The sequence below is a fragment of the Streptomyces sp. NPDC030245 genome, from assembly GCF_055572995.1.
In genome coordinates, this window is record NZ_JBVICF010000005.1 from 270,456 (window position 1) to 293,077 (window position 22,622).

The 22,622-nt window shown below is 71.6% G+C and carries 22 protein-coding genes; 8 read left to right on the top strand and 14 right to left on the bottom strand.

The genetic code is table 11. The features are described from left to right. Positions 1 to 150: 150 nt before the first annotated feature. Complete coding sequence (locus ACZ4Z4_RS15940) at positions 151 to 657, top strand: DUF6314 family protein (protein WP_468327672.1); 507 nt, start codon at positions 151 to 153, stop codon at positions 655 to 657. Positions 658 to 687: 30 nt separating this feature from the next. On the opposite strand, the gene ACZ4Z4_RS15945 is transcribed toward ACZ4Z4_RS15940, so the two are convergent. Beyond that, on the bottom strand, positions 688 to 1,125 hold the full coding sequence (locus ACZ4Z4_RS15945) for a GNAT family N-acetyltransferase (RefSeq protein ID WP_468327247.1): 438 nt from the start codon (positions 1,123 to 1,125) through the stop codon (positions 688 to 690). 70 nt (positions 1,126 to 1,195) lie between these two features. After that, positions 1,196 to 2,632: an aminotransferase-like domain-containing protein gene (locus ACZ4Z4_RS15950; RefSeq protein WP_468327249.1), complete on the bottom strand. Its 1,437-nt coding sequence runs from the start codon at positions 2,630 to 2,632 to the stop codon at positions 1,196 to 1,198. Here ACZ4Z4_RS15950 and ACZ4Z4_RS15955 point away from each other — a divergent pair. Then, positions 2,631 to 3,575 carry a DMT family transporter gene (locus ACZ4Z4_RS15955; RefSeq protein WP_468327251.1) on the top strand — a complete coding sequence of 315 codons (945 nt, stop codon included), beginning with the start codon at positions 2,631 to 2,633 and terminating at the stop codon, positions 3,573 to 3,575. The two genes, ACZ4Z4_RS15950 and ACZ4Z4_RS15955, sit on opposite strands and share 2 nt — an antisense overlap. Before the next feature lie 96 nt (positions 3,576 to 3,671). After that, positions 3,672 to 3,866 carry a DUF1918 domain-containing protein gene (locus ACZ4Z4_RS15960; protein WP_468327253.1) on the top strand — a complete coding sequence of 65 codons (195 nt, stop codon included), beginning with the start codon at positions 3,672 to 3,674 and terminating at the stop codon, positions 3,864 to 3,866. A gap of 35 nt (positions 3,867 to 3,901) precedes the next feature. Here the strand turns inward: ACZ4Z4_RS15960 and ACZ4Z4_RS15965 are convergent, their stop codons facing one another. Continuing rightward, positions 3,902 to 5,146, bottom strand: coding sequence for a glycoside hydrolase family 10-like protein (locus ACZ4Z4_RS15965; RefSeq protein ID WP_468327255.1), 1,245 nt, complete (start codon positions 5,144 to 5,146; stop codon positions 3,902 to 3,904). Between the two features lie 182 nt (positions 5,147 to 5,328). Here ACZ4Z4_RS15965 and ACZ4Z4_RS15970 point away from each other — a divergent pair, with 182 nt between their 5' ends. Next, positions 5,329 to 6,189 carry a 3-hydroxybutyryl-CoA dehydrogenase gene (locus ACZ4Z4_RS15970; protein ID WP_468327257.1) on the top strand — a complete coding sequence of 287 codons (861 nt, stop codon included), beginning with the start codon at positions 5,329 to 5,331 and terminating at the stop codon, positions 6,187 to 6,189. A 226-nt stretch (positions 6,190 to 6,415) separates the two neighbouring features. Continuing rightward, complete coding sequence (locus ACZ4Z4_RS15975; protein ID WP_468327259.1) at positions 6,416 to 6,673, top strand: hypothetical protein; 258 nt, start codon at positions 6,416 to 6,418, stop codon at positions 6,671 to 6,673. Here the strand turns inward: ACZ4Z4_RS15975 and ACZ4Z4_RS15980 are convergent, their stop codons facing one another. The 10 genes from ACZ4Z4_RS15980 to infC all read right to left on the bottom strand — a co-directional run bounded on the left by ACZ4Z4_RS15980 (position 6,674) and on the right by infC (position 17,736). Continuing rightward, positions 6,674 to 7,216, bottom strand: a complete 543-nt coding sequence (locus tag ACZ4Z4_RS15980; RefSeq protein ID WP_468327261.1) for an NUDIX hydrolase — start codon at positions 7,214 to 7,216, stop codon at positions 6,674 to 6,676. A gap of 85 nt (positions 7,217 to 7,301) precedes the next feature. Continuing rightward, entirely contained in the window at positions 7,302 to 8,651 is a 1,350-nt protein-coding gene (locus ACZ4Z4_RS15985; RefSeq protein WP_468327263.1) for a transcriptional regulator, read from the bottom strand. Between the two features lie 284 nt (positions 8,652 to 8,935). Next, positions 8,936 to 10,042 (bottom strand): PP2C family protein-serine/threonine phosphatase, encoded by a 1,107-nt coding sequence (locus ACZ4Z4_RS15990; RefSeq protein ID WP_468327265.1) that lies wholly within the window; start codon positions 10,040 to 10,042, stop codon positions 8,936 to 8,938. Positions 10,043 to 10,233: 191 nt separating this feature from the next. Beyond that, on the bottom strand, positions 10,234 to 12,744 hold the full coding sequence (gene pheT / locus ACZ4Z4_RS15995; protein WP_468327267.1) for a phenylalanine--tRNA ligase subunit beta: 2,511 nt from the start codon (positions 12,742 to 12,744) through the stop codon (positions 10,234 to 10,236). Next, positions 12,744 to 13,874, bottom strand: a complete 1,131-nt coding sequence (gene pheS / locus ACZ4Z4_RS16000) for a phenylalanine--tRNA ligase subunit alpha (RefSeq protein ID WP_468327269.1) — start codon at positions 13,872 to 13,874, stop codon at positions 12,744 to 12,746. The genes pheT and pheS overlap by 1 nt, the downstream gene beginning before the upstream one ends. A 163-nt stretch (positions 13,875 to 14,037) precedes the next feature. After that, a complete protein-coding gene (locus ACZ4Z4_RS16005) occupies positions 14,038 to 15,180 on the bottom strand; it encodes a sensor histidine kinase (RefSeq protein ID WP_468327271.1) in 1,143 nt (380 codons plus the stop codon). Between the two features lie 51 nt (positions 15,181 to 15,231). Continuing rightward, on the bottom strand, positions 15,232 to 16,077 hold the full coding sequence (locus tag ACZ4Z4_RS16010) for a TrmH family RNA methyltransferase (RefSeq protein WP_468327273.1): 846 nt from the start codon (positions 16,075 to 16,077) through the stop codon (positions 15,232 to 15,234). Positions 16,078 to 16,249: 172 nt separating this feature from the next. Next, positions 16,250 to 16,633, bottom strand: coding sequence for a 50S ribosomal protein L20 (gene rplT, locus ACZ4Z4_RS16015; protein ID WP_150165812.1), 384 nt, complete (start codon positions 16,631 to 16,633; stop codon positions 16,250 to 16,252). Between the two features lie 95 nt (positions 16,634 to 16,728). Continuing rightward, entirely contained in the window at positions 16,729 to 16,923 is a 195-nt protein-coding gene (gene rpmI, locus ACZ4Z4_RS16020; protein WP_362993571.1) for a 50S ribosomal protein L35, read from the bottom strand. A gap of 105 nt (positions 16,924 to 17,028) precedes the next feature. Continuing rightward, a complete protein-coding gene (gene infC, locus ACZ4Z4_RS16025; protein ID WP_468327674.1) occupies positions 17,029 to 17,736 on the bottom strand; it encodes a translation initiation factor IF-3 in 708 nt (235 codons plus the stop codon). 302 nt (positions 17,737 to 18,038) lie between these two features. Between infC and ACZ4Z4_RS16030 the strand changes: the two genes are divergently transcribed. Next, positions 18,039 to 18,794 carry a 4'-phosphopantetheinyl transferase family protein gene (locus tag ACZ4Z4_RS16030; protein WP_468327275.1) on the top strand — a complete coding sequence of 252 codons (756 nt, stop codon included), beginning with the start codon at positions 18,039 to 18,041 and terminating at the stop codon, positions 18,792 to 18,794. Here ACZ4Z4_RS16030 and ACZ4Z4_RS16035 read toward each other — a convergent pair. After that, positions 18,776 to 19,801 carry a class-II aminoacyl-tRNA synthetase family protein gene (locus ACZ4Z4_RS16035; protein ID WP_468327277.1) on the bottom strand — a complete coding sequence of 342 codons (1,026 nt, stop codon included), beginning with the start codon at positions 19,799 to 19,801 and terminating at the stop codon, positions 18,776 to 18,778. The genes ACZ4Z4_RS16030 and ACZ4Z4_RS16035 overlap by 19 nt on opposite strands. Positions 19,802 to 20,243: 442 nt before the next feature. Between ACZ4Z4_RS16035 and ACZ4Z4_RS16040 the strand changes: the two genes are divergently transcribed. Further along, a complete protein-coding gene (locus ACZ4Z4_RS16040; protein ID WP_468327279.1) occupies positions 20,244 to 20,486 on the top strand; it encodes a phosphopantetheine-binding protein in 243 nt (80 codons plus the stop codon). Between the two features lie 108 nt (positions 20,487 to 20,594). Then, on the top strand, positions 20,595 to 22,619 hold the full coding sequence (locus ACZ4Z4_RS16045; RefSeq protein ID WP_468327281.1) for a cytochrome P450: 2,025 nt from the start codon (positions 20,595 to 20,597) through the stop codon (positions 22,617 to 22,619). Positions 22,620 to 22,622 lie beyond the last annotated feature (3 nt).

Sequence of the window (22,622 nt, forward strand, 5' to 3'; positions counted from 1 at the left end):
GTGCTCCTTGGTCCGGTGGGGAAGTGATCTCCACGTTAGGAATGCGCGCACCGCCGGACCATCGGGCTACCGGGCCGGACCACCCGGGGGAAATCCCCCCGGCCTTGCCGCGGCCGTGGACAAGCAGGGGCGTAACCTGCGGGTATGCCCATGCGCGAGGAGAACGCACACGAGGAGAACGCGCACGACAAGGACGCGCACGACAAGGATGTACGCGTACCGGACGTCCTCGCCCACCTCGCGGGCGCGTGGCACGTCGAGCGCACGGTCCGCGACCTCGCCGACGGCTCCGAGGGCCGCTTCACCGGTACGACACGCTTCTCGCCGCTGCCCGCCCCGGACACCGGCGGCCTCCTCCACCACGAGTCCGGCACCTTCACCTGGCACGGCGTCGCACGCCCCGCCGAGCGCACGCTGCGCTCCCTGCCCGGCGGGGCGGCGGGCACGGCCCGCGTGGAGTTCGCCGACGGCCGCTTCTTCCACGACCTCGACCTGCGCACGGGCCGCTGGACGGCGGACCACCCCTACGCGCGCGACCTCTACCGCGGCGAGTTCGAGGTGGTCGACGCGGACCGCTGGCGGGCCCGGTGGCGGGTCGGCGGGCCCGCGAAGGACCTGCTGCTCGTCACGGAGTACCGGCGGCAGGAGCAGGAGTGACCGGGTCGCGGGCGGCCTCGGAGTGCGTCCTCACTGGCTGCCGCGCGCCATCCAGTTCTCCGGCGCCTCAAGGGCCTTGAAGCCGAGCTTCTCGTAGACGCCGTGCGCGTCCCCCGTGGCGAGCAGGGTCCGCCGCACGCCGTACGGCTCCAGGTGCGCGCAGACCGCGTCGACGAGCGCGACGCCGAGGCCCTTGCCGCGCGCGTCCGGCGCGACGTACACGTCGCAGAGCCAGGCGAAGGTGGCCCGGTCGGTCACCACGCGGGCGTACGCGACCTGCTCCCCCGAAGCCGCCTCGTATGCCCCGAAGTTGACCGATCCGGCGATCGCCGCGTCCTGCTTCTCGCGGGGGCGCCCGAGCGCCCAGTACGCGTCGGTGGAGAGCCAGCGGTGGACGCGCGCGGCGTCGATGCGGGCGGGGTCGGCGGATATCTCGTAGCCGTCGGGCACGGTGACACGGTTGTTCATGGGGCGAGCCTCGCAGCCTGCGCGGGCCGGAGTCGAGTGGATTCCGCCGGGCGGGACGGGTGGTCCGCGGTTACGCCAGCACCTCGTCGCACGCCACCCGCAGCCTGCGCACCCCTTCCGTGATCTCCCCCACCCCGGCGACCGCCGCGAAGCTCAGCCGGACGTGACCGGCCGGGGGCTCGGCCGCGAAGTACGGCCGGCCGGGGGCCACGGCCACACCCGCGCGCAGGGCCGCCGAGGCGAACGCGGACTCGTCCGCGCCGTCGGGCAGCCGCAGCCACAGGTTGTAGCCGCCCGCCGGGATGTGCGGCACCGTGAACCCGGGCAGCCGCAGCCGCAGCGCCGCCGCCATCGCGTCCCTGCGCTCCTTCAACTCCCCCGCCACCGCGCGCAGATGGCGCGGCCAGGCCGGGGTGCCCACCAGTTCGAGCGCCGCCTCCTGGAGCGGCCGCGGCACGAAGAAGTGGTCGACGACCTGGATGGCGCGCAGCCGTTCGAGGACCGGTCCGCGGGCGGCGAGCGCGCTGACGCGGAAGCTCGGCGCGGTGGCCTTGGTGAGCGAGCAGACGTGGACGACGACGCCGTCGTGGTCGTCGGAGGAGAGCGGGCGCGGCAGCGGGCCGGCGTCCTCGTGGACGAGGCGGCGCACGAAGTCGTCCTCGATGACGAAGGCGCCCGCCTCGCGGGCGATCCGCAGGACCTCGGGGCGTCGCTCGGCGGAGAGGACGGCGCCGGTCGGATTCTGGAACAGCGGCTGGCAGACGAACACCCGTGCCCCCGTCGCCCGGAAGGCGGCCGCGAGGAGCTGGGGCCGCACCCCGTCGGTGTCGACCGGCACCGGCACCGGCCGCAGCCCCGCGGCCCGCGCGATCGCCAGCATGCCCGGATACGTCGGGGACTCGACGAGGACCGGCGCGCCGGGCGGGGCGAGCGCCCGCAGGGCCGTCGTCAGGGCGCTCTGGCCGCCCGCGGTGATGAGCACTTCGGCGGCCGTGATCGCGCCGCCGATCCCCCGGGCGAACCACTCGCGCAGCTCGGGCAGGCCGTCGACCGGCGGCCGCCCCCACGCGCCGGGCCGCCGCCCCGCCCGCGCGAGGGCCGCCGCCATCGCGCGCTCGGGTTGCAGCGCGGGGTTCAGATAGCCGCCGTTGAACTCGATGATGCCCGGCGCCGGCGCGGCGAGCGTGGCGAGCACCCCGGACGCGTCGACCGAGCGCGGCACGAGCTCGGCCGCGGCGTCGGCGCTGAGCGTCACCTCCTGCCACGAGGTGTCCCCGGCGGGCGCGGCGGGCGCCGGCGCCTGGGCACGGAAGACGCCCGCGCCGGGCCGGGTGACGACGAGCCCTTCGGCGGCCAGCTGCCCCAGGGCCCTGGACACGGTCACCGGGCTCACCCTGAACCGCTCGACGAGCGAGCGGCTCGACGGCAGCTTTCCACCCGGGGAGTAGCGGTCGAGCTCATTCCGCAGGCTTTTCGCCAGTTCAGCCACGCTGCTACTGTCATGCATGACAGCACAGGATAGCGCTACTCGTCCGACCCGGATAGCGGTCACGGCCCCCGCGGAGACTCCCCGGCCGCCCCGCCCCGCCGGCTCCCGCCGCGCCGGCACCGTCATGGCCGCCCTCGGCGTCACCGCCTTCTCCCTCACCTTCCCCTCGACCGCCTGGGGCCTCGAAGGCATCGGGCCGTGGAGCTTCGTCACCCTGCGCGGTGTGCTCAGCGCGCTCATCGCGGGCGGCTGTCTGCTCGCCCTGCGCGTCGCGGTCCCGCACCGCCGCCACTGGGCGGGGCTCGCGGTGGTGGGCGCGGGCGTCGTCGTCGGGTTCCCGCTGCTCACCACGCTCGCCCTCCAGACCTCCACCACCGCGCACGCTGCCGTGGTCGTCGGCCTGCTCCCCCTGACGACCGCCGTCCTCTCGGCGCTGCGGACCGGGGCGCGCCCGTCGCGCGCGTTCTGGGCGGCGGCGCTCGCCGGGGCCACCGCCGTCATCGCGTTCACCGTGCAGCAGAGCGGCGGCGCCCTGACCACCGCCGACCTCTACCTCTTCGGCGCGCTGCTGATCTGCGCGGCCGGCTACACCGAGGGCGGCCGGCTGGCCCGTGAGATGCCCGGCTGGCAGGTCATCGGCTGGGCGCTCATCCTCTGCCTGCCGCTCAACGTCGTGGGCGCGCTCCTCGCCCTGCCCCACGAGTCCTTCCACCTCACCGGGCACAGCACGGCGGGGCTGCTGTACGCCGCGATCGGCTCGCAGTTCCTCGGCCTGGTCGTCTGGTACCGGGGCATGGCGGCGATCGGCGTCCCCAAGGCCAGCCAGCTACAGCTCGCCCAGCCGCTGCTGACCCTGGTCTGGTCCGTCTTCCTGCTCGGCGAGCACCTCACCGTCGCCGCACCGCTCACGGCCGCCGCCGTCCTCGTCTGCATCGCGGTCACCCAACGGGCCCGCGGCTGACCGGTTGGCCGTCCGACGGGGCCCCAACTCCCGCCACCCGTCGTACACTTGCGGCCACAGATCGCTACCGCAGAGCGGGACGAGGGGGCACTGGAGATGCGTGCAACCGTAGGCGACGAGCTGGTGGTGCACGGCCGGGTCGTCGGGCAGCGCGACCGGGTCGCGCGGATCGTCGAGGTGCTCGGCGCGGACGGCGGCCCGCCGTACCGCGCCCGCTTCGAGGACGGCCACGAGACCGTGATCTCGCCGGGCCCCGACACCGTCGTGCGGCACCAGGACCCGGCCTCCTAGGTCACGGGGTCTCCCGGGTCACGGGGCCCGGCAGGTCACTCGGTCAAACGCGGGGGCTTCGCCGGCTCCTGGTAGTGGTCGGCGACCACCCGCGCCATCGCGCCGATCCTGTCGACGCCGACCTCCTTGGCCGAGAAATAGATGTGCCCGCGCACCTCGTCGTACCCCTTGGCGTACGTGAGGTGCCGGGACAGCTCCGCCGGGTCCTGCCAGGCCGCGGGCTGCGCCGGGTCACCGGCCTTGTAGAGGGCCTCGCCGATGTACAGGCGCACGCCCGTGCCGCGCACGACCTCGTTCCACCAGGGGATGAGCTTGGCGTAGTCCGCGGCGGGGAAGCCGATGTTCCAGTACACCTGCGGGACGATGTAGTCGAGCCAGCCCTTCTTCACCCAGCCGCGCGTGTCGGCGTACAGGTCGTCGTAGGTCTGCACCCCGGCCCGGGTGTCCGAGCCGGTCGGGTCGGTCGCGATGTTCCGCCAGACCGCGAAGGGGCTGATCCCGAACTGGGTCTGCCGCCGCGCCTTCTTCACCCGGCCCGCCATCTCCCGCACCAGCCGGTCGATGTTGTCCCGCCGCCAGGAGGCCCGGTCCGGGAAGCCGCCGCCGTACTCCTCGAAGGCCGCGTCGTCGTCGAAGACCTGGCCCGCGACGGGATACGGGTAGAAGTAGTCGTCCCAGTGCACCGCGTCGATCGGGTACTTGCGGACGGCGTCCAGCATCGCGTCCTGGACGAAGCGCCGCACCGCGGGCAGGCCCGGGTTGTAGTACAGCTTCCCGCCGTACGGCACGACCCAGTCGGGGTGCACCCGCGCGGGATGCGTGGGGACCAGGCGCGACGGGTCGGTGTGGTTGGCGATCCGGAAGGGGTTGAACCACGCGTGCAGCTCCAGGCCTCTGCTGTGCGCCTCCCGCACGGCGGTGCCCAGCGGGTCCCAGCCCGGGTCCTTGCCCTGCGTCCCGGTGAGGTACTCCGACCACGGCTCGTACGGCGAGGGCCACAGGGCGTCGGCCGTGGGCCGCACCTGGAAGACCACCGCGTTGAGTCTGCGGCTCACGGCCGAGTCCAGGAAGGCGAGCAGCTCGCTGCGCTGCTGGGCCGCCGGGAGCCCCGGCTTGGAGGGCCAGTCGCGGTTGACGACGCTCGCCAGCCACATGCCCCGCAGTTCCCGCTTCTTCTTCCGCCGCCGGTCGGGAGCGGCGGCGGCGTCACCCGCCGTCGCCAGGCCGGCCACCGCCGCGGCGGCCACCACCGAGAAACCCCGACGTGACATACGCCTCATCTGCGTGCCCCCTGAGCTCGCTGTGGACCGGCACCCCTTGCCGGATGCGCACAGCATGCCCGACCCGGCCCGCCATGGACCCCTCATTGCGGAGTAACGTTCACGGCCGAGGCAGGCACCGCATCCATACGGGGGACCTGCCGGCCCCGTTGATCAGCGAAAGGCACGAGGTGACCGACTCCATGACCGATATCGCACGCGTCGGAGTGGTGGGCTGTGGCCAGATGGGCGCCGGAATCGCAGAGGTCTGCGCCCGCTCCGGACTGGACGTGAAGGTCGCGGAGACCACCGGCGAGGCCCTGGAAATCGGGCGTACGCGGCTCTACAACTCGCTCTCCAAGGCAGCCGAGCGCGGCAAGATCTCCGACGAGGAGCGCGACGCGACGCTCGACCGCCTCAGCTTCACCACCGACCTCGGCGAGTTCGCCGACCGTGACCTGGTCATCGAGGCCGTGGTGGAGAACGAGCAGGTCAAGACGGAGATCTTCCAGGTTCTCGACCAGGTGGTGACCCGGCAGGACGCGATCCTCGCCTCCAACACCTCGTCCATCCCGCTGGTGAAGCTGGCCGTCGCGACCACGCGCCCCGACCAGGTCATCGGCATCCACTTCTTCAACCCGGCGCCGGTGCAGCAGCTCGTCGAGCTGATCCCCGCGCTGACCACCTCCGAGGGCACCATCAGCCGGGCCCAGGCCATGGTCGAGAAGGTCCTCGGCAAGCACGCGATCCGCGCCCAGGACCGCTCGGGCTTCGTGGTCAACGCGCTGCTCATCCCGTATCTGCTCTCCGCGATCCGGATGTTCGAGTCGGGCATCGCGAGCCGTGAGGACATCGACAACGGCATGGAGATGGGCTGCGCCCACCCGATGGGCCCGCTCAAGCTCTCCGACCTGATCGGCCTGGACACGGTCGCCTCGGTCGCCGACTCCATGTACGCCGAGTACAAGGAGCCGCTGTACGCCGCTCCCCCGCTGCTCCAGCGGATGGTGGACGCCGGGCGGCTCGGCCGGAAGTCCGGCTCGGGCTTCTACACGTACGCCTGACGGGTCGCACTCCACCGCCGCCTCGACGGTCTCACTCCCCGTACGAACACTCTCCGTACCCGACGGGCCCGGCACTCCTGCGAGTGCCGGGCCCGTGGCGTTCACACACCGTGTGCGCCGGGGGCTCGCATATGCCCATCGCACACGCTCCCGCCCTGCCCACCGCGCTAGTTCACTCTCTGTTGGGAGGAAGGGGGGAAGCGCCATTACAGAGAGGAGTGGTCTCGTGACCACCGACGGCGAGAGTGCCGTGGTCCCGGAAGAACTCGCGGAGCTCCGACGCAGCCTGGACGTGGGCCTCGCCCGCGTCGACGGACGGCTGGCGTTGCTCACTCAGCACGATGAACAGACCGCCAAGAACGTGGAGACCATGGAGGCCCGGGTCGCCGCGCTGGAGAACACACGCTGGCCACTGCCGACCATCGTCGCCCTCGCGGCGGTCGCGGCGATCGCCGTGGCGGTCTGGCAGGCCATCGGTCGCTGACTAGCGCGCGTCCTGACCGAGACGCAGATGGTGGAGGAGGAGCAGGGCGGCGGCCATGTTGGCGGCCGGCACCTCCCCGCGGGACACCATGTCGGGGACCAGCTTGAGCGGGACCCACTCGCGGCGGTCCGACTCGAAGTCGTCCTGGGGGTGCCCGATGTACGTCCCTTCGTCGGACCAGTAGATGTGGTGCCGGGCGTCGGTGAGGCCGTTGGACGGCTCCACGCTCATGAGGTGCCGCAGCGGGCCCGGCCGCCACCCGGTCTCCTCCTCCATCTCGCGTGCCGCCGCGTACGCGATGTCCTCACCGTCCTCGACGACGCCGGCCGCGAGCTCCCAGCCCCAGCTGTCGGTGATGAAGCGGTGCCGCCACAGCAGGAGCACTTCGTTGGCGTCGTTGACGACGGTGGCCACGGCGACGGGCCGCAGCCGGATCAGGAAGTGGTCCAGATGCCGACCGTCGGGCAGCTCGACATCGGCCAGATTGACCGTGAACCACCTGTTTCCATACACAGTTTGTTCGCTCTGTTTCGTCCACTGCACGGTTCTGCCACCTTCCGACTGGTAGATGGCAATATCGCAGCAGACGAATCTTTGCAGCAGCGTGTGTGCGCCTCGGGACTGTGCGTCACAGGGGGACGCGCAGCGCCCCGGCGATCAGCTCGGCCGCCTCGGCCGTGCCCGCGCAGTCGCTGCGGACCAGGTGCTCACGCACGGCGCGCAGCCGGTCGCGGAGTCTCTGCGACTCCATGCCCCGCGCCTGTTCCGCCATCTCCACCGCCGTGGCCACCGCCTCGTCGGTGTTGCCCTGGCGCAGCTCGATCTGGCTCAGCATGGCGAGCCGGTGCACCCGCCCGCGGTCGTGCGCCGGCGTGTCCACGGCCGCCGCGGCGTGCTCCCTGGCGCTGGCCAGATCGCCGAGGCTGAGCAGCGCCTCCGCCACTTGCACGTTCACCAGGCCGGGCTGGACATAGCCGGTCTCGTCCGGCTCACGGCCGCGCAGGATCCGGTCGGCCGCGGCCTCCGCACGCCGGATGCAGGACAGCGCGCTCCTGCCGTCGCCCAGGTGTGCGTACGCCTTGGCCTGCATCGCGTACAGGTCGGAGGCGAGCGCCGGGGTGAGGTCACGGCCCGCGGCCCGCAGCGCCGCCTCGGCGAACGCGACGGCCTGCCGGTACTCGCGCATGAACAGCGACTGGTTGACCAGCAGCGCGATCACATAGGCCCCGAGCCCCGTGTCGCCGCTCGCCTTGGCGAGGCGCAGCGCCTGGTGGAAGTAGCGCTGGGCGAGACCGTGCGCGTCCGAGTCGTAGGCGCAGATCCCCGCGATGGCGACCAACCCGCCCGTGGATCGGTGCAGTTGGCGGCCCATCTCGTCGGTGTAGCTGCCGCGCAGCAGGGGCGCGGCCTCCGCGTTGAGGAAGCCGACGATGCGGGTGCGGGTCGCGATGCCCCCGGTCTTGCGGTACATCTGCTCGTAGTGGGCGCGGGCGGCGCGCATCATCTCGATGTCGGCGGTGCTGACGGGGTGGCGTCCGCCGCGGGAGACGTCGACGTCGTCGGGCGGGTTCTCCCACTCCCAGACGGGCATCACGGCGGGCGTGCCGGTGACGGCGGGCGCGCCGAGCAGGTGCGGGCGCTGCTGTTCGTCCGAGCGCCACAGGGCGGTGGCCCGTTCCACGAAGCCGGAGAGCGTGGAGGCGGCCGAGCCGACCCTGGCGGCGGGGACCCCGGGCAGCCCGAGGCCGATGTCGTCCAGGGTGACGGGCCGTTGCAGCCGGGCGGCGAGCACCTCGCAGATCAGGTCGGGCACCTGGCCGCGCGGGCGCTGGCCCTTCAACCAGCGGGACACGGCGGTGTGTTCGTACCGCAACGCGAGACCTCTGGCTCTGCCGGCCTGGTTCACATGTGCGGCGAGTCCCGCGTGGGAGATGCCGGCTTCGTCGAGGATCGCGTCGAGCAGGGTGTTGGGCTGCATGGATGCCCTCCGGTGGCTCGGTGCTCCTCACATTAGTGGAGGTCGCTTCACACGGGGTGTGAACGGAGTGCTCGGATCCGGGGGGTGTGCGCTCTGCCGCACGGTGTGTGGGATCGCTTGACTGAGATGCCTCATCAGTTAAGGAGGCCGGCCGGGCCGTCGGCTCCCCCCTCGAACAGTGCGGCGGCCCTCACTCGCGTCGTCCGTCCCGCCGTCTGCCCGACAACTCCATGGCGGGGCGGATGGCGCATGCCGCTGCCCGTCTGCCCGTCTGCCCGGAGCGGTCACCTGCCGGTCATGGAGCGGACGTGCCGCTCCGGCTCGTGTTCCGGTTCCGGCTCGGGCTCCTCCTCGGGCTGCCGCAGAGGGACCCTCTTGCGGTCGTTGCGCAGCACGAGCAGCGCCGTGTCGTCGGACGGCAAGCCCTCGGAATGGCGCAGGAGTTCGGCGTAGACCGCGCGGATGAGGCCCTGCGGGGAGACCGGCGGGACGCGGGCCGCCTCGGCGAGCACGGCCCGCAGCGGGAAGAACGTCCCCGCCGCGTCGCGCGCGTCCTCCATGCCGTCCGTGTGCAGGACGAGCATTTCGCCGGGCAGCAGCCGACCGCAGTGGAGCACCGGCAGGTCGGCGGGGAGCGGGAAGGACCCGAGCGGCGGCAGCGGCACCCCGTCCGTCAGGTGCCGCGCGGTGCCGCTGAGCAGATGCGGCCAGGGGTGACCGCAGTTGAGCGCGGAGATCCCGCCGTCCCTGGCGATCTCCAGGAGCAGTACGGTGACGAACTCCTCGCCGAGCGCGCTCTCCGGCGCCGGAGCGCCGCCCGGGGTGTCCCCGGTCCGCGAGCGCTCGTGCAGGTGCCGGGCGAGTGTCCGCTCCAGGCGGCGCAGGACCAGCGGCAGTTCCGGTTCGTCGTGCGCGGCTTCCCGGAAGCTGCCGAGCACCGCGGCGACGGTCCCCATGGCGGCGAGGCCGTGGCCCCGCACGTCGCCCATCACGACACGGACGCCGTGGTCGGTGGCGGCGACCTCGTACAGATCGCCGCCGACGGAGGCGCCGCGGGAGGCGGAGAGCCGCCCCGCGGCGAGCGTGAGCCCTTCGACGCGGGGTGGCAGGGGCCGCACGAGTACGTTCTGTGCGGCGCCCGCGACCTCGCGGACCTGCCGCAACTCCCGCACCAGCGCCCGCCGGACATGCAGTATGAGCCCGGTGCCGACGGCGAAGAAGACGGCACTGCTGACGATGCGGGCTCCCATGCTGTCCTGCGTGGCGAGCGGGCAGGCCAGTTTGTACGTGATGGCAACGGCGCCCCATACCGTGGGCAGGCCCAGCGTGAGCACCCGCCGGGCACCCTGCCGCTCCGCCCGGCAGGGGGCTCTGGTCTTGATACGGATCATGCCGATGGCCCCCCTTGGCCCTGTTCCGCGCACAGACCGGCCCTTACGACCGGATCGATTCTGTCTACCGGGTGAACCGATCGGGCCAAGTGACGCCACTTGTCACCCAAATGAGTGAGGGACCTACCCGGTGGTCCGGGTAAGTCCCTCTTTGCGCCCCTTGTGCGCCTGTCGGCGGCTACGGGCAGTGACTACGCTCCGCGCAGCACCGCGCCCGTCCGCTCGGCCGCCAGCGCGACGGCCGCGTCGCGGGCCGCGGAGGCCTCGTCGACGGTCAGCGTGCGGTCGGCGGCCCGGAAGCGCAGCGCGTACGCGAGGGACTTCTTGCCCTCGCCGAGCTGCTCGCCCTCGAAGACGTCGAACAGCCGGATGGACTCCAGGAGTTCACCCGCCCCGCCGCGCAGGAAGTACTCGACCACGGCGGCCGGCACCTCCTTGTCGACGACGAGCGCGACGTCCTGCGTGGCCACCGGGAAGGTGGAGATCCGCGGCGCGCGCAGCACGCCTTCACGGGCCTGCTCCAGGCGGTCCAGGTCGAGCTCCATCGCGCAGGTGCGCGCGGGCACGCCGAGCGCCTTGACGACGCGCGGGTGCAGCTCACCGGCGTGTCCGACGGAGACGATCTCGCCGTCGACCACGACCTTCAGCTCGGCGCAGCGGCCCGGGTGCCACGGTCCGTACTGCCCCTTGTCGACGATCAGCTCGACGCCGGCCTCACGGGCGACGGTCCGCGCCGCCTCGACGGCGTCGGCCCAGTCCGCCGGGCGGCCCTTGCCCCACCAGCCGGCCTGCTCGCGGGCGCCCGCGAGGACGACGGCGGCGTGCCGGGGCTGGACGGGCAGCGCCGCGGTGAGCGACGCGATCTCCTCGTCGGTGGGCCGCCGGTCGACGGGCAGCCGCGTCGCGACCTTGAGCTCGTCCTGCGGCTTGAAGACGAGGCCGGTCTCGAAGAGGGCCAGGTCGTGCGAGCCGCGTCCGTCGTTGCGGCGCAGGGCCGAGAGCAGACCCGGCAGCAGCGTCGTGCGGAGCGCGGGCTCCTCGTCGGAGAGCGGGTTGACGAGCTTGACCACGCGGCGGTTCGGGTCGTCCGCGTCCAGGCTCAGCTGGTCGAAGACGCCCTCCGCGATGAAGGGGTAGCTCAGCGACTCGACGTAACCGGCGCCGGCCAGCGCGCGGCCGACGCGGCGGTGCAGCCGCTGCCGCTCGGTCAGGCCGCGGCCCGCGGGGGGCTTCGGCAGGGTCGAGGGCAGGTTCTCGTACCCCTCCAGGCGGATGACCTCTTCGGCGAGGTCGTTCGGCTCGGCGAGGTCGGGGCGCCACGACGGGACGGTGACGGTCAGGTCGTCCTGGCCGTAGACGTCGCAGCCCACCTGCTGGAGGCGGCGTACGACGGTCTCGCGGCCGTAGGCCACGCCGGCGACCTTGTCCGGGTGGTCGGCGGGCATCGTGATCGTGCGCGGCGCGGTCGGCGCGATGACCTCGGTGACGCCGGCCTCGGCGGTGCCGCCCGCGAGCAGCACCAGCAGGTCGACGGTGCGCTGCGCGGCGGCGGCCGCGGCCTGCGGGTCGACGCCGCGCTCAAAGCGCTTGGACGCCTCGGAGGCCAGCTTGTGGCGGCGCGCGGTGCGGGCGATGGAGATCGCGTCGAAGTGCGCGGCCTCGATGACGACGTCGGTGGTCCCGGCGGCCTCGTCGGAGTCGGCGATCTCGGTGTTGGCGCCGCCCATGACGCCCGCGAGGCCGATGGGGCCGCGGTCGTCGGTGATGACCAGGTCCCCGGCGTCGAGGACGCGCTTGGCGCCGTCGAGCGTGGTGAGCTTCTCGCCCTGCTCGGCCCGGCGCACGCCGATCGTGCCCTGGACGCGGGCGCGGTCGTACGTGTGCAGGGGCTGGCCGAGCTCCATCATCACGTAGTTGGCGATGTCGACGGTGAGCGAGATCGGGCGCATGCCGACCTTCTGGAGGCGGCGCTGGAGCCAGATCGGGGAGCGGGCCTCGGGCCGCAGGCCGGTGACGGTGCGCGCGGTGAAGCGGTCGCAGCCGAGCGGGTCGCTGATCTTGACGGGGTAGCCGAAGGAGTTCGGCGCGGGCACGTCGAGGAGCGCCGGGTCGCGCAGCGGCAGGCCGTACGCGATGGCGGCCTCGCGGGCGACGCCGCGCATCGAGAGCGCGTAACCGCGGTCGGGCGTGACGGCGATGTCCAGGACCTCGTCGACGAGTTCGAGGAGCTCGATGGCGTCGGTGCCGGCCTCGTGCTCGGGCGGCAGGACGATGATGCCGCCGCTGCCGTCGTCGCCCATGCCGAGCTCGTCGCCGGAGCAGATCATGCCGTGCGAGACCTTGCCGTACGTCTTGCGGGCGGCGATGGCGAAGTCGCCGGGCAGGACGGCGCCGGGCAGGACCACGACGACCTTGTCGCCGACGGCGAAGTTCCGGGCGCCGCAGACGATCTCCTGCGGCTCGCCGGTTCCGTTGGCCTGGCCGACGTCGACGGTGCAGAAGCGGATGGGCTTCTTGAAGCCCTCCAGCTCCTCGATGGTGAGGACCTTGCCCACGACGAGCGGGCCCTTGAGCCCTGCGCCGAGCTGCTCGACGGTCTCGACCTCCAGGCCGACCTCGATGAGCTTGGCCTGCACGTCACGGCCGGTCTCGGTGGCGGGGAGGTCGACGTACTCCCGCAGCCAGGAAAGCGGGACCCGCATCAGATCTCCATCCCGAACGGCCGGGTGAACCGGATGTCACCCTCGACCATGTCTCGCATGTCTTCGACGTTGTGGCGGAACATCAGCATCCGTTCGATGCCGAACCCGAAGGCGAATCCGCTGTACTTCTTGGGGTCGACGCCGCAGGCCGTGAGGACCTTCGGGTTGACCATGCCGCAGCCGCCGAGCTCGATCCAGCCCTCGCTGCCGCAGGTGCGGCAGGGGCGGTCGGGGTTGCCGACGGACTCGCCGCGGCACACGTAGCAGACCATGTCCATCTCGGCGGACGGCTCGGTGAACGGGAAGTAGTTCGGCCGCAGGCGGGTCTTCATGTCCGGGCCGAAGAGCGCCTGGACCATGTGGTCGAGGGTGCCCTTCAGGTCGGCCATGGTGAGGCCCTCGTCGACGGCGAGCAGCTCGATCTGGTGGAAGACCGGGGTGTGCGTCGCGTCGAGCTCGTCCGTGCGGTACACCCGGCCGGGGCAGACGATGTAGACCGGCGGCTCGCGGCGCTCGAGGAGCGCGCGCGCCTGCACGGGCGAGGTGTGCGTCCGCAGCACGACCCCGCTCTCGTCGCCCTCGGTCCCCTTGGGCCCCTGGACGAAGAAGGTGTCCTGCATCTGCCGGGCCGGGTGGTCGGGCGTGAAGTTGAGCGCGTCGAAGTTGAACCACTCCGCCTCGACCTCGGGGCCCTCGGCGACCTCGTACCCCATCGAGACGAAGACGTCGGCGACGCGCTCCATCATCGTGGTCAGCGGGTGCCGGGCGCCGGCGGGCGTGCGGTCGTACGGCAGCGTGACGTCCACCGCCTCCTCGACCAGGACGCGGGCGTCGCGCTCGGCCTCGAGCTCGGCCTGGCGGGCGGCCAGGGCCTTGCTCACGGCGCCGCGCGCCATGCCGACGCGCTTGCCCGCCTCGGCCTTGGCCTGCGGGGGCAGCGCGCCGATCTCGCGGTTGGCGAGCGCCAGCGGCGAGGTGCCGCCGGTGTGCGCGACCTTGGCCTCCTGGAGCGCGTCGAGGGAGTCCGCGACCGCGAAGGCGGCGAGCGCCTCGTCCCGCATGCGCTCGATCTCTTCAGGTTTCAGTGCCTCGACCTCAACAGGGTCGTACGACTTGTTCGGTGCCGACATCTCTTCCCGTGCTTCCGGTTGGCTGGCGGATGGGTCCCCGTCAACGACTCGGAGACAAGCTGTCCCAGGTGTGGGGACACAAAGTGCCAACGACCGAGTCTAACGGGGGTGCGGTGAACGAATGCGCCCGCGGGCTGCTCGCGGCCTCAGTGACTCACGTGAGTCACTGGAGATACGCCGGGGCGCCCACGGGCAACGTAAATCGGAACTGGGCGCCGCCGCCGGTCGCGCGGCCGACGGTGATCGTCCCGCCGTGTGCCTCCACGATGCCCTTCACGATGTACAGCCCCAGTCCCGTCCCGCCGCGTTTGCTGCCCCGCCAGAAGCGGGTGAAGACGCGGCCCATCGACTCCTCCGGAATGCCGGGACCTTCGTCGCTCACGGTCACGGCGGTCTCGGCGCCGCCCCGCTCGCGCGGCGAGGAGGAGGGCGCCACCTCGATGGTGACGGTTCCCTCGCCGTGCCGCACGGCATTTTCCAGCAGGTTGCTGAGCACCTGGTCGACCTTGTCGGGGTCCGCCCAGCAGTCGGGCAGCGGCTGCTGGACCCGGACGAGGAAGCGGTCCGCGTCCTGTCCGGCGGCGACGTGCGCCTGGATGTGCCGGCCGACGGCCACCCCGATGTCGACGGGCTGGCGGCGCAGCTCAAGACGTCCGGAGTCGATGCGGGAGATGTCCAGGAGCTCGGCGATCAGCCGGGTGACGCGGTTGGCGTCGGCGTCAACGGTCTCCAGCATCAGTTTCTTCTGGTCGTCGGTGAACCGCTCCCACTTGGCGAGCAGCGTCGCGGTGAAGCCCTTGACGGAGGTGAGCGGGGAGCGGAGCTCGTGGGCGACCGTGGCGATCAGCTCGGCGTGGCTGCGCTCGGTGCGGCGGCGGGCCTCGGTGTCGCGGAGACAGACGACGACGCGGCGGACGGGCCCGGTGCGGGTGGTGCGGACGTAGCGCGCAGAGACGAGGACTTCGCGGCCGCCGGGCAGGAGGAGGTTGCGCTCGGGCTGGCCGACGCGGATGGCGAGGCCGCCGTAGGGATCGGTCAGCTGCCACCAGCGGCGGCCTTCGAGGTCCTCTAAGGGGAGCGCGTGGTCCAGGGGCGTGCCGAGGACGTCGGCCGCGGGGACCGCGGTGATCCGCGCCGCCGCCGCGTTGAAGCAGATGACGTGGCCCGTCTCGTCCGCGACGACGAGCCCGTCGGGCAGCTCGTCGGGGTCGAGTCCGAGGCCGCCGAGGTCACCGGGACCGCCGTGGTCCGCGCGAGCACGGACGAGGTCCTGTACCCCCGGTGCTCTGCTCGTGCCCACACTCATTCCCCGTACCCCACCTCTCGGACCTGTCGGGGCCCCGAGCCCGTCACACTACTAGCTCGATGTGACGGAGCGGCACCCTCCGGCGGCGCGCTGTGCACGTGCTGAGGCATAGAGGCACACGGCCGCCGCGGTCGCGAGGTTGAGGCTCTCGGCTCTGCCGTGGATCGGAACACGCACCACCGCGTCGGCGAGTGCGCGGGTCTCCTCCGGCAGTCCCCACGCCTCGTTGCCGAAGATCCAGGCGGTGGGGGTGCCCATGGTGCCCTTGTCGAGCTCCGTGTCGAGGTCGTCCGCGCCGGCCCCGTCGGCGGCGAGGATGCGCACTCCCGCGTCCTTGAGCCCTCGTACGGCCTGTTCGACGGGTACGCCGACGGCGACCGGCAGATGGAAGTGCGAGCCGACCGACGCGCGCACCGACTTGGGGTTGTAGAGGTCCACGGAGCCGTCCGTGAGGATCACGGCGTCGGCGCCCGCGGCGTCCGCGCAGCGCAGCACGGTCCCGGCGTTCCCGGGGTCCCGGACGTGCGCGAGGACGGCGACGAGCCGGGGGCGGGCGGCGAGGATCTCCTCGAAGGGCACGTCCATGAACCGGCAGACCCCGACGAGGCCCTGCGGGGTGACGGTCGTCGAGATGTCGGCGATGACGTCCTCGTCGGCGAGGTGCACCCGGGCCCCGGCGGCGCGCGCCTCCCCCACGATGTCGGCGTACCGCTCGGCGGCCTCGACGGTGGCGAAGAGCTCGACGAGCGTCCGCCCGTGCCCGGCGGCCTCCCGCACGGCCTGCGGTCCCTCGGCGAGGAACAGCCGCTCCTTGCCCCGGAAGTTCCGCTTGGCCAACCGCCGCGCGGCACTGACACGCGGCGACTTGGGGGAGATCAATTCGGGGGCGGCAACCATTCAACTCACCTCGGGACGGCGCCCCGATAGGGGCGCGGGGAACTGCGCGACCAGCCGAGAACAGACCCGCGGACGGCAGGAGACAGCACAGGGCAGACGGGGACCCGAACGACATCGGACCCGCAAGCCAGCGGCCTGCGGGTCCGATGTCGAGCTCGGCAATGCGCGGGCGTCAGGCCGCCTTGGGCGCGTTGACGTCCGACGGCAGCGCCTTCTGCGCGACCTCGACGAGCGCGGCGAACGCGTTCTCGTCGTTGACGGCCAGCTCCGCGAGGATCTTGCGGTCCACCTCGATGTTGGCGGCCTTCAGACCCTGGATGAAGCGGTTGTAGGTGATGCCGTTGGCGCGGGCAGCGGCGTTGATGCGCTGGATCCACAGCTGACGGAAGTCGCCCTTGCGCTTCTTGCGGTCGTTGTAGTTGTAGACCAGGGAGTGGGTGACCTGCTCCTTGGCCTTGCGGTACAGGCGCGACCGCTGGCCGCGGTAGCCGCTGGCCTGCTCGAGGATCGCCCGACGCTTCTTGTGGGCGTTGACTGCCCGCTTGACGCGTGCCACTTGTTAACTCCTTGTAGCTGGGTCACGTGCGTGACCCGAGAACGGCTTGGTCCCGATGGTCGGTCGGCTGCGCCCCGTGGGTGCGGGGCGCGCCGTCACATACCGAGGAGCTTCTTGACCTTGGCGGAGTCCGCCGACGACAGCTCGACGGTGCCGGCGAGGCGGCGGGTCAGGGTCGAGGACTTGTGCTCGAGGTAGTGGCGGCGGTTGGCACGCTGCCGGAGCACCTTGCCCGAGCCGGTGACCCGGAAACGCTTCTTGGCACCGCTGTGCGTCTTGTTCTTCGGCATAGCGCCGTTCTCTCCTCGTCAGTGGCACTCCGATGCCCGGTCGCGAAACCGGGCATCCGGGAGCCATATGTATCGATTGGCATCCCCTGGACTCGCGTCCGGGGATCAGGCCTCGGCGTTGGCCTCGGCCGGGGCCTCGGCGGGAGCCTCGTCGGGCTCCTCTCCCTCGGCGGAGTTCTGCGAGCGGCCCGGATTGGCCTTCGCGTCCGCCTTGCGAGCCGCCTGGGCCTCACGGGCCTCGGCCATCGCCTCGGTCTTCTTCTTGTGCGGACCGAGAACCATGATCATGTTTCGGCCGTCCTGCTTCGGGTTCGACTCGATGAACCCAAGGTCCTCGACGTCCGAAGCGAGGCGCTGCAACAGTCGGAAACCCAGCTCGGGGCGGGACTGCTCGCGACCACGGAACATGATCGTGATCTTGACCTTGTCGCCCTGCTTGAGGAACCGGACGACATGACCCTTCTTGGTGTCATAGTCGTGCGGGTCGATCTTCGGCCGGAGCTTCATCTCCTTGATGACCGTGTGCGCCTGGTTCTTGCGCGCTTCACGGGCCTTCATGGCCGACTCGTACTTGAACTTCCCGTAGTCCATGAGCTTGCACACGGGCGGACGGGCGTTCGCCGCGACCTCGACCAGGTCAAGGTCGTACTCCTGCGCAAGCTCCAGGGCCTTGGCAAGCGGAACAATCCCGACCTGCTCGCCGCTGGGACCGACAAGTCGCACCTCGGGAACGCGAATCCGGTCGTTGATGCGGGGCTCGGCGCTGATGGATCCTCCTCGGTAGCACCACGCGGCCGTCTGGCGGACAGCCACGTAACGTCTGTTTTCGTTGGACCTAACCGATGCGGCGCACAAAAAATGCCCCGGCCGGAACACAGGCGGGGCTCCTCACAAACCGGAGCACCACCACGGTGTACCGCGGGGCGCGTCTGACAATTCCATCGTCCGTACGGAACGATGGAGACCGTCTGACCGGTGACCCGCCGCCCTCAGGGCGGCCAGGTGGGAGTTTCGGAGCCTCCACTTGCGGGTTGACTCACTAGGGAGCCAACCGGTCGCTGTCCAGAATACCAGCACTTCGGGGAGTGCACGCCCCAGCCGGTATGGTCCCCGCCATGCCGCCTCCGATCGCCACGACACATGTGTGGTCCTGGGCGGCCGGTGAGGTGGAGAGCGACCTGTCGGGTCCGGCCCTGCGCCTGCTGGGCGAGGAGGAGCTGCGCAGGGCCGAGGGGATGCGCCCGGGACCGGCGGCCGCCTTCGTCGCGGGGCGGGTGGCGGTGCGCTCGATCCTCGCCGGCCTGCTGGACACGCCGGGGCACGAGATAGTGCTCGCCCGGCACCCCTGCCCCGGCTGCGGCTCCGCCGCGCACGGGCCGCCCCGCGTCGCGCGGCCGGACGTGCCCCTGTGGATCAGTCTCAGCCACTCGGGCACCGGGGGCGTGCTCGCGGTGAGCCCGGCGCCGGTGGGCGTCGACGTGGAGGCGCACCGGCAGGTGGACCTGTCCACTCTCACGCGTACGACGCTGGATCCCGCGGAGGCGGCCTGGGTGGAGGGCTTCGCGGACCGGGACGACCGGATCCGGGGGTTCTACCGGTGCTGGACCCGCAAGGAGGCGGTGCTGAAGGCCATCGGCATCGGTCTGGCCGGTGATCCGCGGCGCTGGAACACGCGGCCGTGGCTCGACCGGGCGCCGGTCCGGGACGACACGGTGTCACCGCCGCGGCACTGGGTCGTGGAGAACCCGGCGTCGGCCCCCGGGACGACGGTGGCGGTCGCCCGGCCCGCCGGGGCCGTCGCCGAGGACGGGCTGACGCTGCTCGCGTGGCCGCCCGGGCAGGCGGGAGCCCCTCAGAAGGCGGGCCAGTGAGCCGGGTCCGCTCCGTGCCGGCAGAGGAACGCGTAGGCGAGGCGCTCCAGGCCGAAGCCCACACACCCCGAGTACGCGGGGCCGCCGTCCGGCAGCCTGATGTCGAACCCCTCGCCGAACTTCTCGCCGTGGATGTTGAAGGAACCCGCCGCGACGGTGCGGCCCTCCGCCACGGGGAGCTGTAGCTCGTACTTCATTTCGAGGACACGCTGGACCATGACCTGCTCGGCGGTCGTGTCATTGGCGAAGAACGGGTCGTTGGCGACCTCCGCGTGGCCGGCCAGGCCGAGCTCGTCCACCAGCTCGAACGCCGCGTCCATCAGCTGCTGACGGCGGTCGAGCACGGTCTCGCGGTCCCCGAGGAAGATGACCTCCCGCAGCGTGAAGTCCCAGAGCCGCTCCAGGGAGTGGTGGTAGCGCGACTCGAAGCGGAACACCTTGCCGCGCGCCGTGACGACGACGCCGCCCTCGGGCAGCGTCTGCCCGGAGAGCTGCTGGTAGGCCTGGTAGCAGACCGCGGGTTGCAGGCAGTAGCCGGAGTGTTCGCTGCACGCGTCGATGAACTCCGCCTTGTCCGCCGCGGCCCCGAAGCCCGTCGCGAACGTCCGGTAGGCGTCGACGTCGGAGTGGAAGCGGCTGGCGGTCATCAGGAACTGCGGGAACGCGTCCAGGTACCCGGCCTTGCGGAGCACGTCGGTGGAGACCAGCGTCGGATACCGGTAGCTCTCGGCGCCGAAGCGGTCCACGGCGATCTTCTTGACGCGGGCGTCGAGCCGCTCCAGGAGGTCGGCGAGGAGCTCCGAGACGGCGAAGAAGCCGGCGCCCATGCGCGTCACCACGCCGAGCTTCTCCAGCTCGGCGAATTCCACCCGGGATTCCCGCGGACCCTCGGCGGAGCGCCAGATGACGGTCGGCTCCGGTATCTCCTCCTGCGGCAGCACGTCGCGCCCGACCATGACGCCGAGCTTGCGGCCGAAGTCCGCCGGGTCGATGTCCCGTCCGGTCACGATGTCGACCGCGGAGACGGCACCGCCGTCGGCACGGACGAGATTGAATTCCTGAATCTCCGACGATGTGTAGTAGATACGCTTCGCCAGTTCGTCTGCCAGAGATGCGGGGACTTCCGGAGAAAGGGGTATGGAATATCGCGGCATCTCTTCTCCTCAGCACATTTGATTAGCTGACCGAGCGCGACACTACCCGAAGGACACAGGGCTGACCAGGGATGCCTTTCGCCCCTTTTGCGCAAAGTTCAGTACGGGAGTGCACACAACCGGAATAGCGAATTCCCTGACGTGATGTACGCCACACATGGACTCTCCCGGACCCTTGGCCTACTCTGACGGCGGCTGATAGTTTCCTTGCGGGGCGGGCCTTTGGGCCGACAGTGAGACTTTCACAGCGGGGGATCCGTTCGGCTCACCCCGAAATACGGGGTGGGGGACGTTCATGAAATCGACATCCGAGCCGACGTCTGTGCAGGAGACCCTCGGCCGCTTCTGGAGCGAGCTGCTCGGCGTCGAGAACGTACAGCCGGACGATGATTTCTTCACCATCGGCGGAAAGTCGCTGCAAGCCGTCAAGTTCCTGCTGCGCGTACGCCGTGAGCTCGGGGTCGATCTGCCCGCCCCCGTCTTCTTCAAGAACTCGACCCTGCGCCAGTGCGCCGAAGCCGTCGAGGCCGCGCGCTGACCGTCCGATTCTCCTGAAACAGAGAATTGAACAAGCATGCATGGAAAGGGCCGAGCATTGCGGGCAGTATCCGAGCCTCCGCTCATCGTTCCACTGTCCTCGAACGCGGTGGGGAATACGAAGGAGAAGGCAGCCAAAGGCGTATCGCTCCCTTCTCTTTTCTGTCCCCACGCGGTCAGCGGCAGCGCCTCCGTCTACGGTCTGCTCGCGGCCAAGCTCAAAGGTGATGTCGCGCTGTCCGGGTTCCAGTCGGCCGGACTGCACCCCGAAGTCGCACCGCACACCTCCATCGCACAGATGGCCGACGCCTATCTCGACGCGCTGGGGCGGAAGGGGCCGTTGCCTCCGGTGGTCAATATCGCCGGCTGGTCCATGGGCGGCACCATCGGCTGGGAGATGGGACGGCAACTGGTCGCGCTCGGGCACCGCGTCCGCCTCGTGATGGTCGACACGCAGTTCCCCCGGCCGTTCGAGAGCACTCCGGACGACGCGGACTTCCTGCAATGGTTCGCCGAGGACATCCTTGGATCCGTCGGCGCCGAGACCGGCCCCTGGGAGCCCGTGGCAAGCGCGGACGAGGGGCTGGCCCGCCTGGTGACACTGCTCGGCCTGCCACCGAGTGCCGCACTCATCGACGACTTCCGGCTGCGCCTGGCCGTGTTCCGCAGCAACATGATCGCCGCCTTCGGCTACCGGCCCGGCCCGCTCAACGCCGACGTCCTGCTCGTCGGCGCCTCCTCCGGGCTGCGGCCACAGCAGTGGCGGCCCCTCCTCCGCGGCGACCTCACCGTCCGTACCGTCACCGGCACGCACTACGACGTTCTCGGCCCGGGCGCGGTCGACGAGGTCGCCGGACTGATCCGCGGGCACCTGAGCGCCGACGCGCCTCCCCGGCCCGCGCCCCGCCCCCGCTCCGGGCCCTCCCCCGCCGACATCGCCTTCCTCGAACTGCGGACCCCCGCGGGCATCGAGAACCCCTACCCCAGCTACGACGTGCTGCGCCGCACCGCCCCCGTGCATCCCACCTCGTACGGTCCCGTCCTCGTCACCGGATACGCGGCCGCCGGTCAGGCCCTGCGCTCCGCCGACCTCGGCGTCGACGACGCCGCCTGGATGGACGTCCACGAACCGGGCTGGCGCTCCAGCCCGACCGAGCTGGTCATGGGGCAGTCCCTGCTGAACCGCAACCCGCCGGAGCACACCCGGCTCCGGCGACTGGTGGGCGGCGCCTTCGTGCAACGGCACATCCACGCCCTGAGCGGCAGGGTCGAGAAGATGGTCGAGGAGCGGCTCGACGCCGTGGCCGAGCAGGGGGCCGGGGGCGGGACGGTGGATCTGCACGAGCTGCTGGCCCATCCCCTGCCCGTGGCCGTCATCGCGGACATGCTCGGGATCCCCGCGTCCGACCGCGAGTGGCTGCGCGGACCGACGGCGGCGATCTCGGTGGTCTTCGACATCTTCACCTCGGAGAGCGACCGGTCGCTCTCCGACGAGGCACTGGGCACGCTCAGCCCCTACCTGGAGGAGCTGATCGAGCAGCGCCGCAGGTCCCCGCGGGACGACATGATCTCCGCGCTCCTCGCCTCGCACGACGGAACGGACGCCTTCACCCGGGAGGAGCTGCTCCAGCTCGTGCTGCTCCTGTTCATCGCGGGCTTCGAGACGACCGTCAACCTCCTCACCAACGGCGTGCACGCCCTGCTGCGCCACCCCGCTCAGCTGGACCTGCTGCGGGCCGACCCGGGCCTCGCGGCCGCCGCGGTCGAGGAGACCATGCGGTACGAGTCCCCGATCCAGGCGACCGTGCGGCGCGCGCTGCGCCGCACCACGCTGGCCGGCGTGGACGTCCCGTCCGGGGCGCCCGTCGTCGTCTTCATCGGTGCCGCCCACCGCGACCCGGAGCGCTTCCCCGAGCCGGACCGGTTCAGGCTCGGGCGTACGGGAGCGAAGCACATGGGGTTCGGCGGCGGCATCCACTACTGCGTCGGCTCGGCGCTCGCCCGCCTCGAGGGCGAGATCGTCTTCCGTGCGCTCTTCCGCCGCTTCCCGCGCCTGGCCCTGGCCGGGGAGCCCGTGCGGCGGCCCGTCCTCAACCCGCGCGGCTACTCAAGCCTGCCCGTGACCATCGGCTGATCA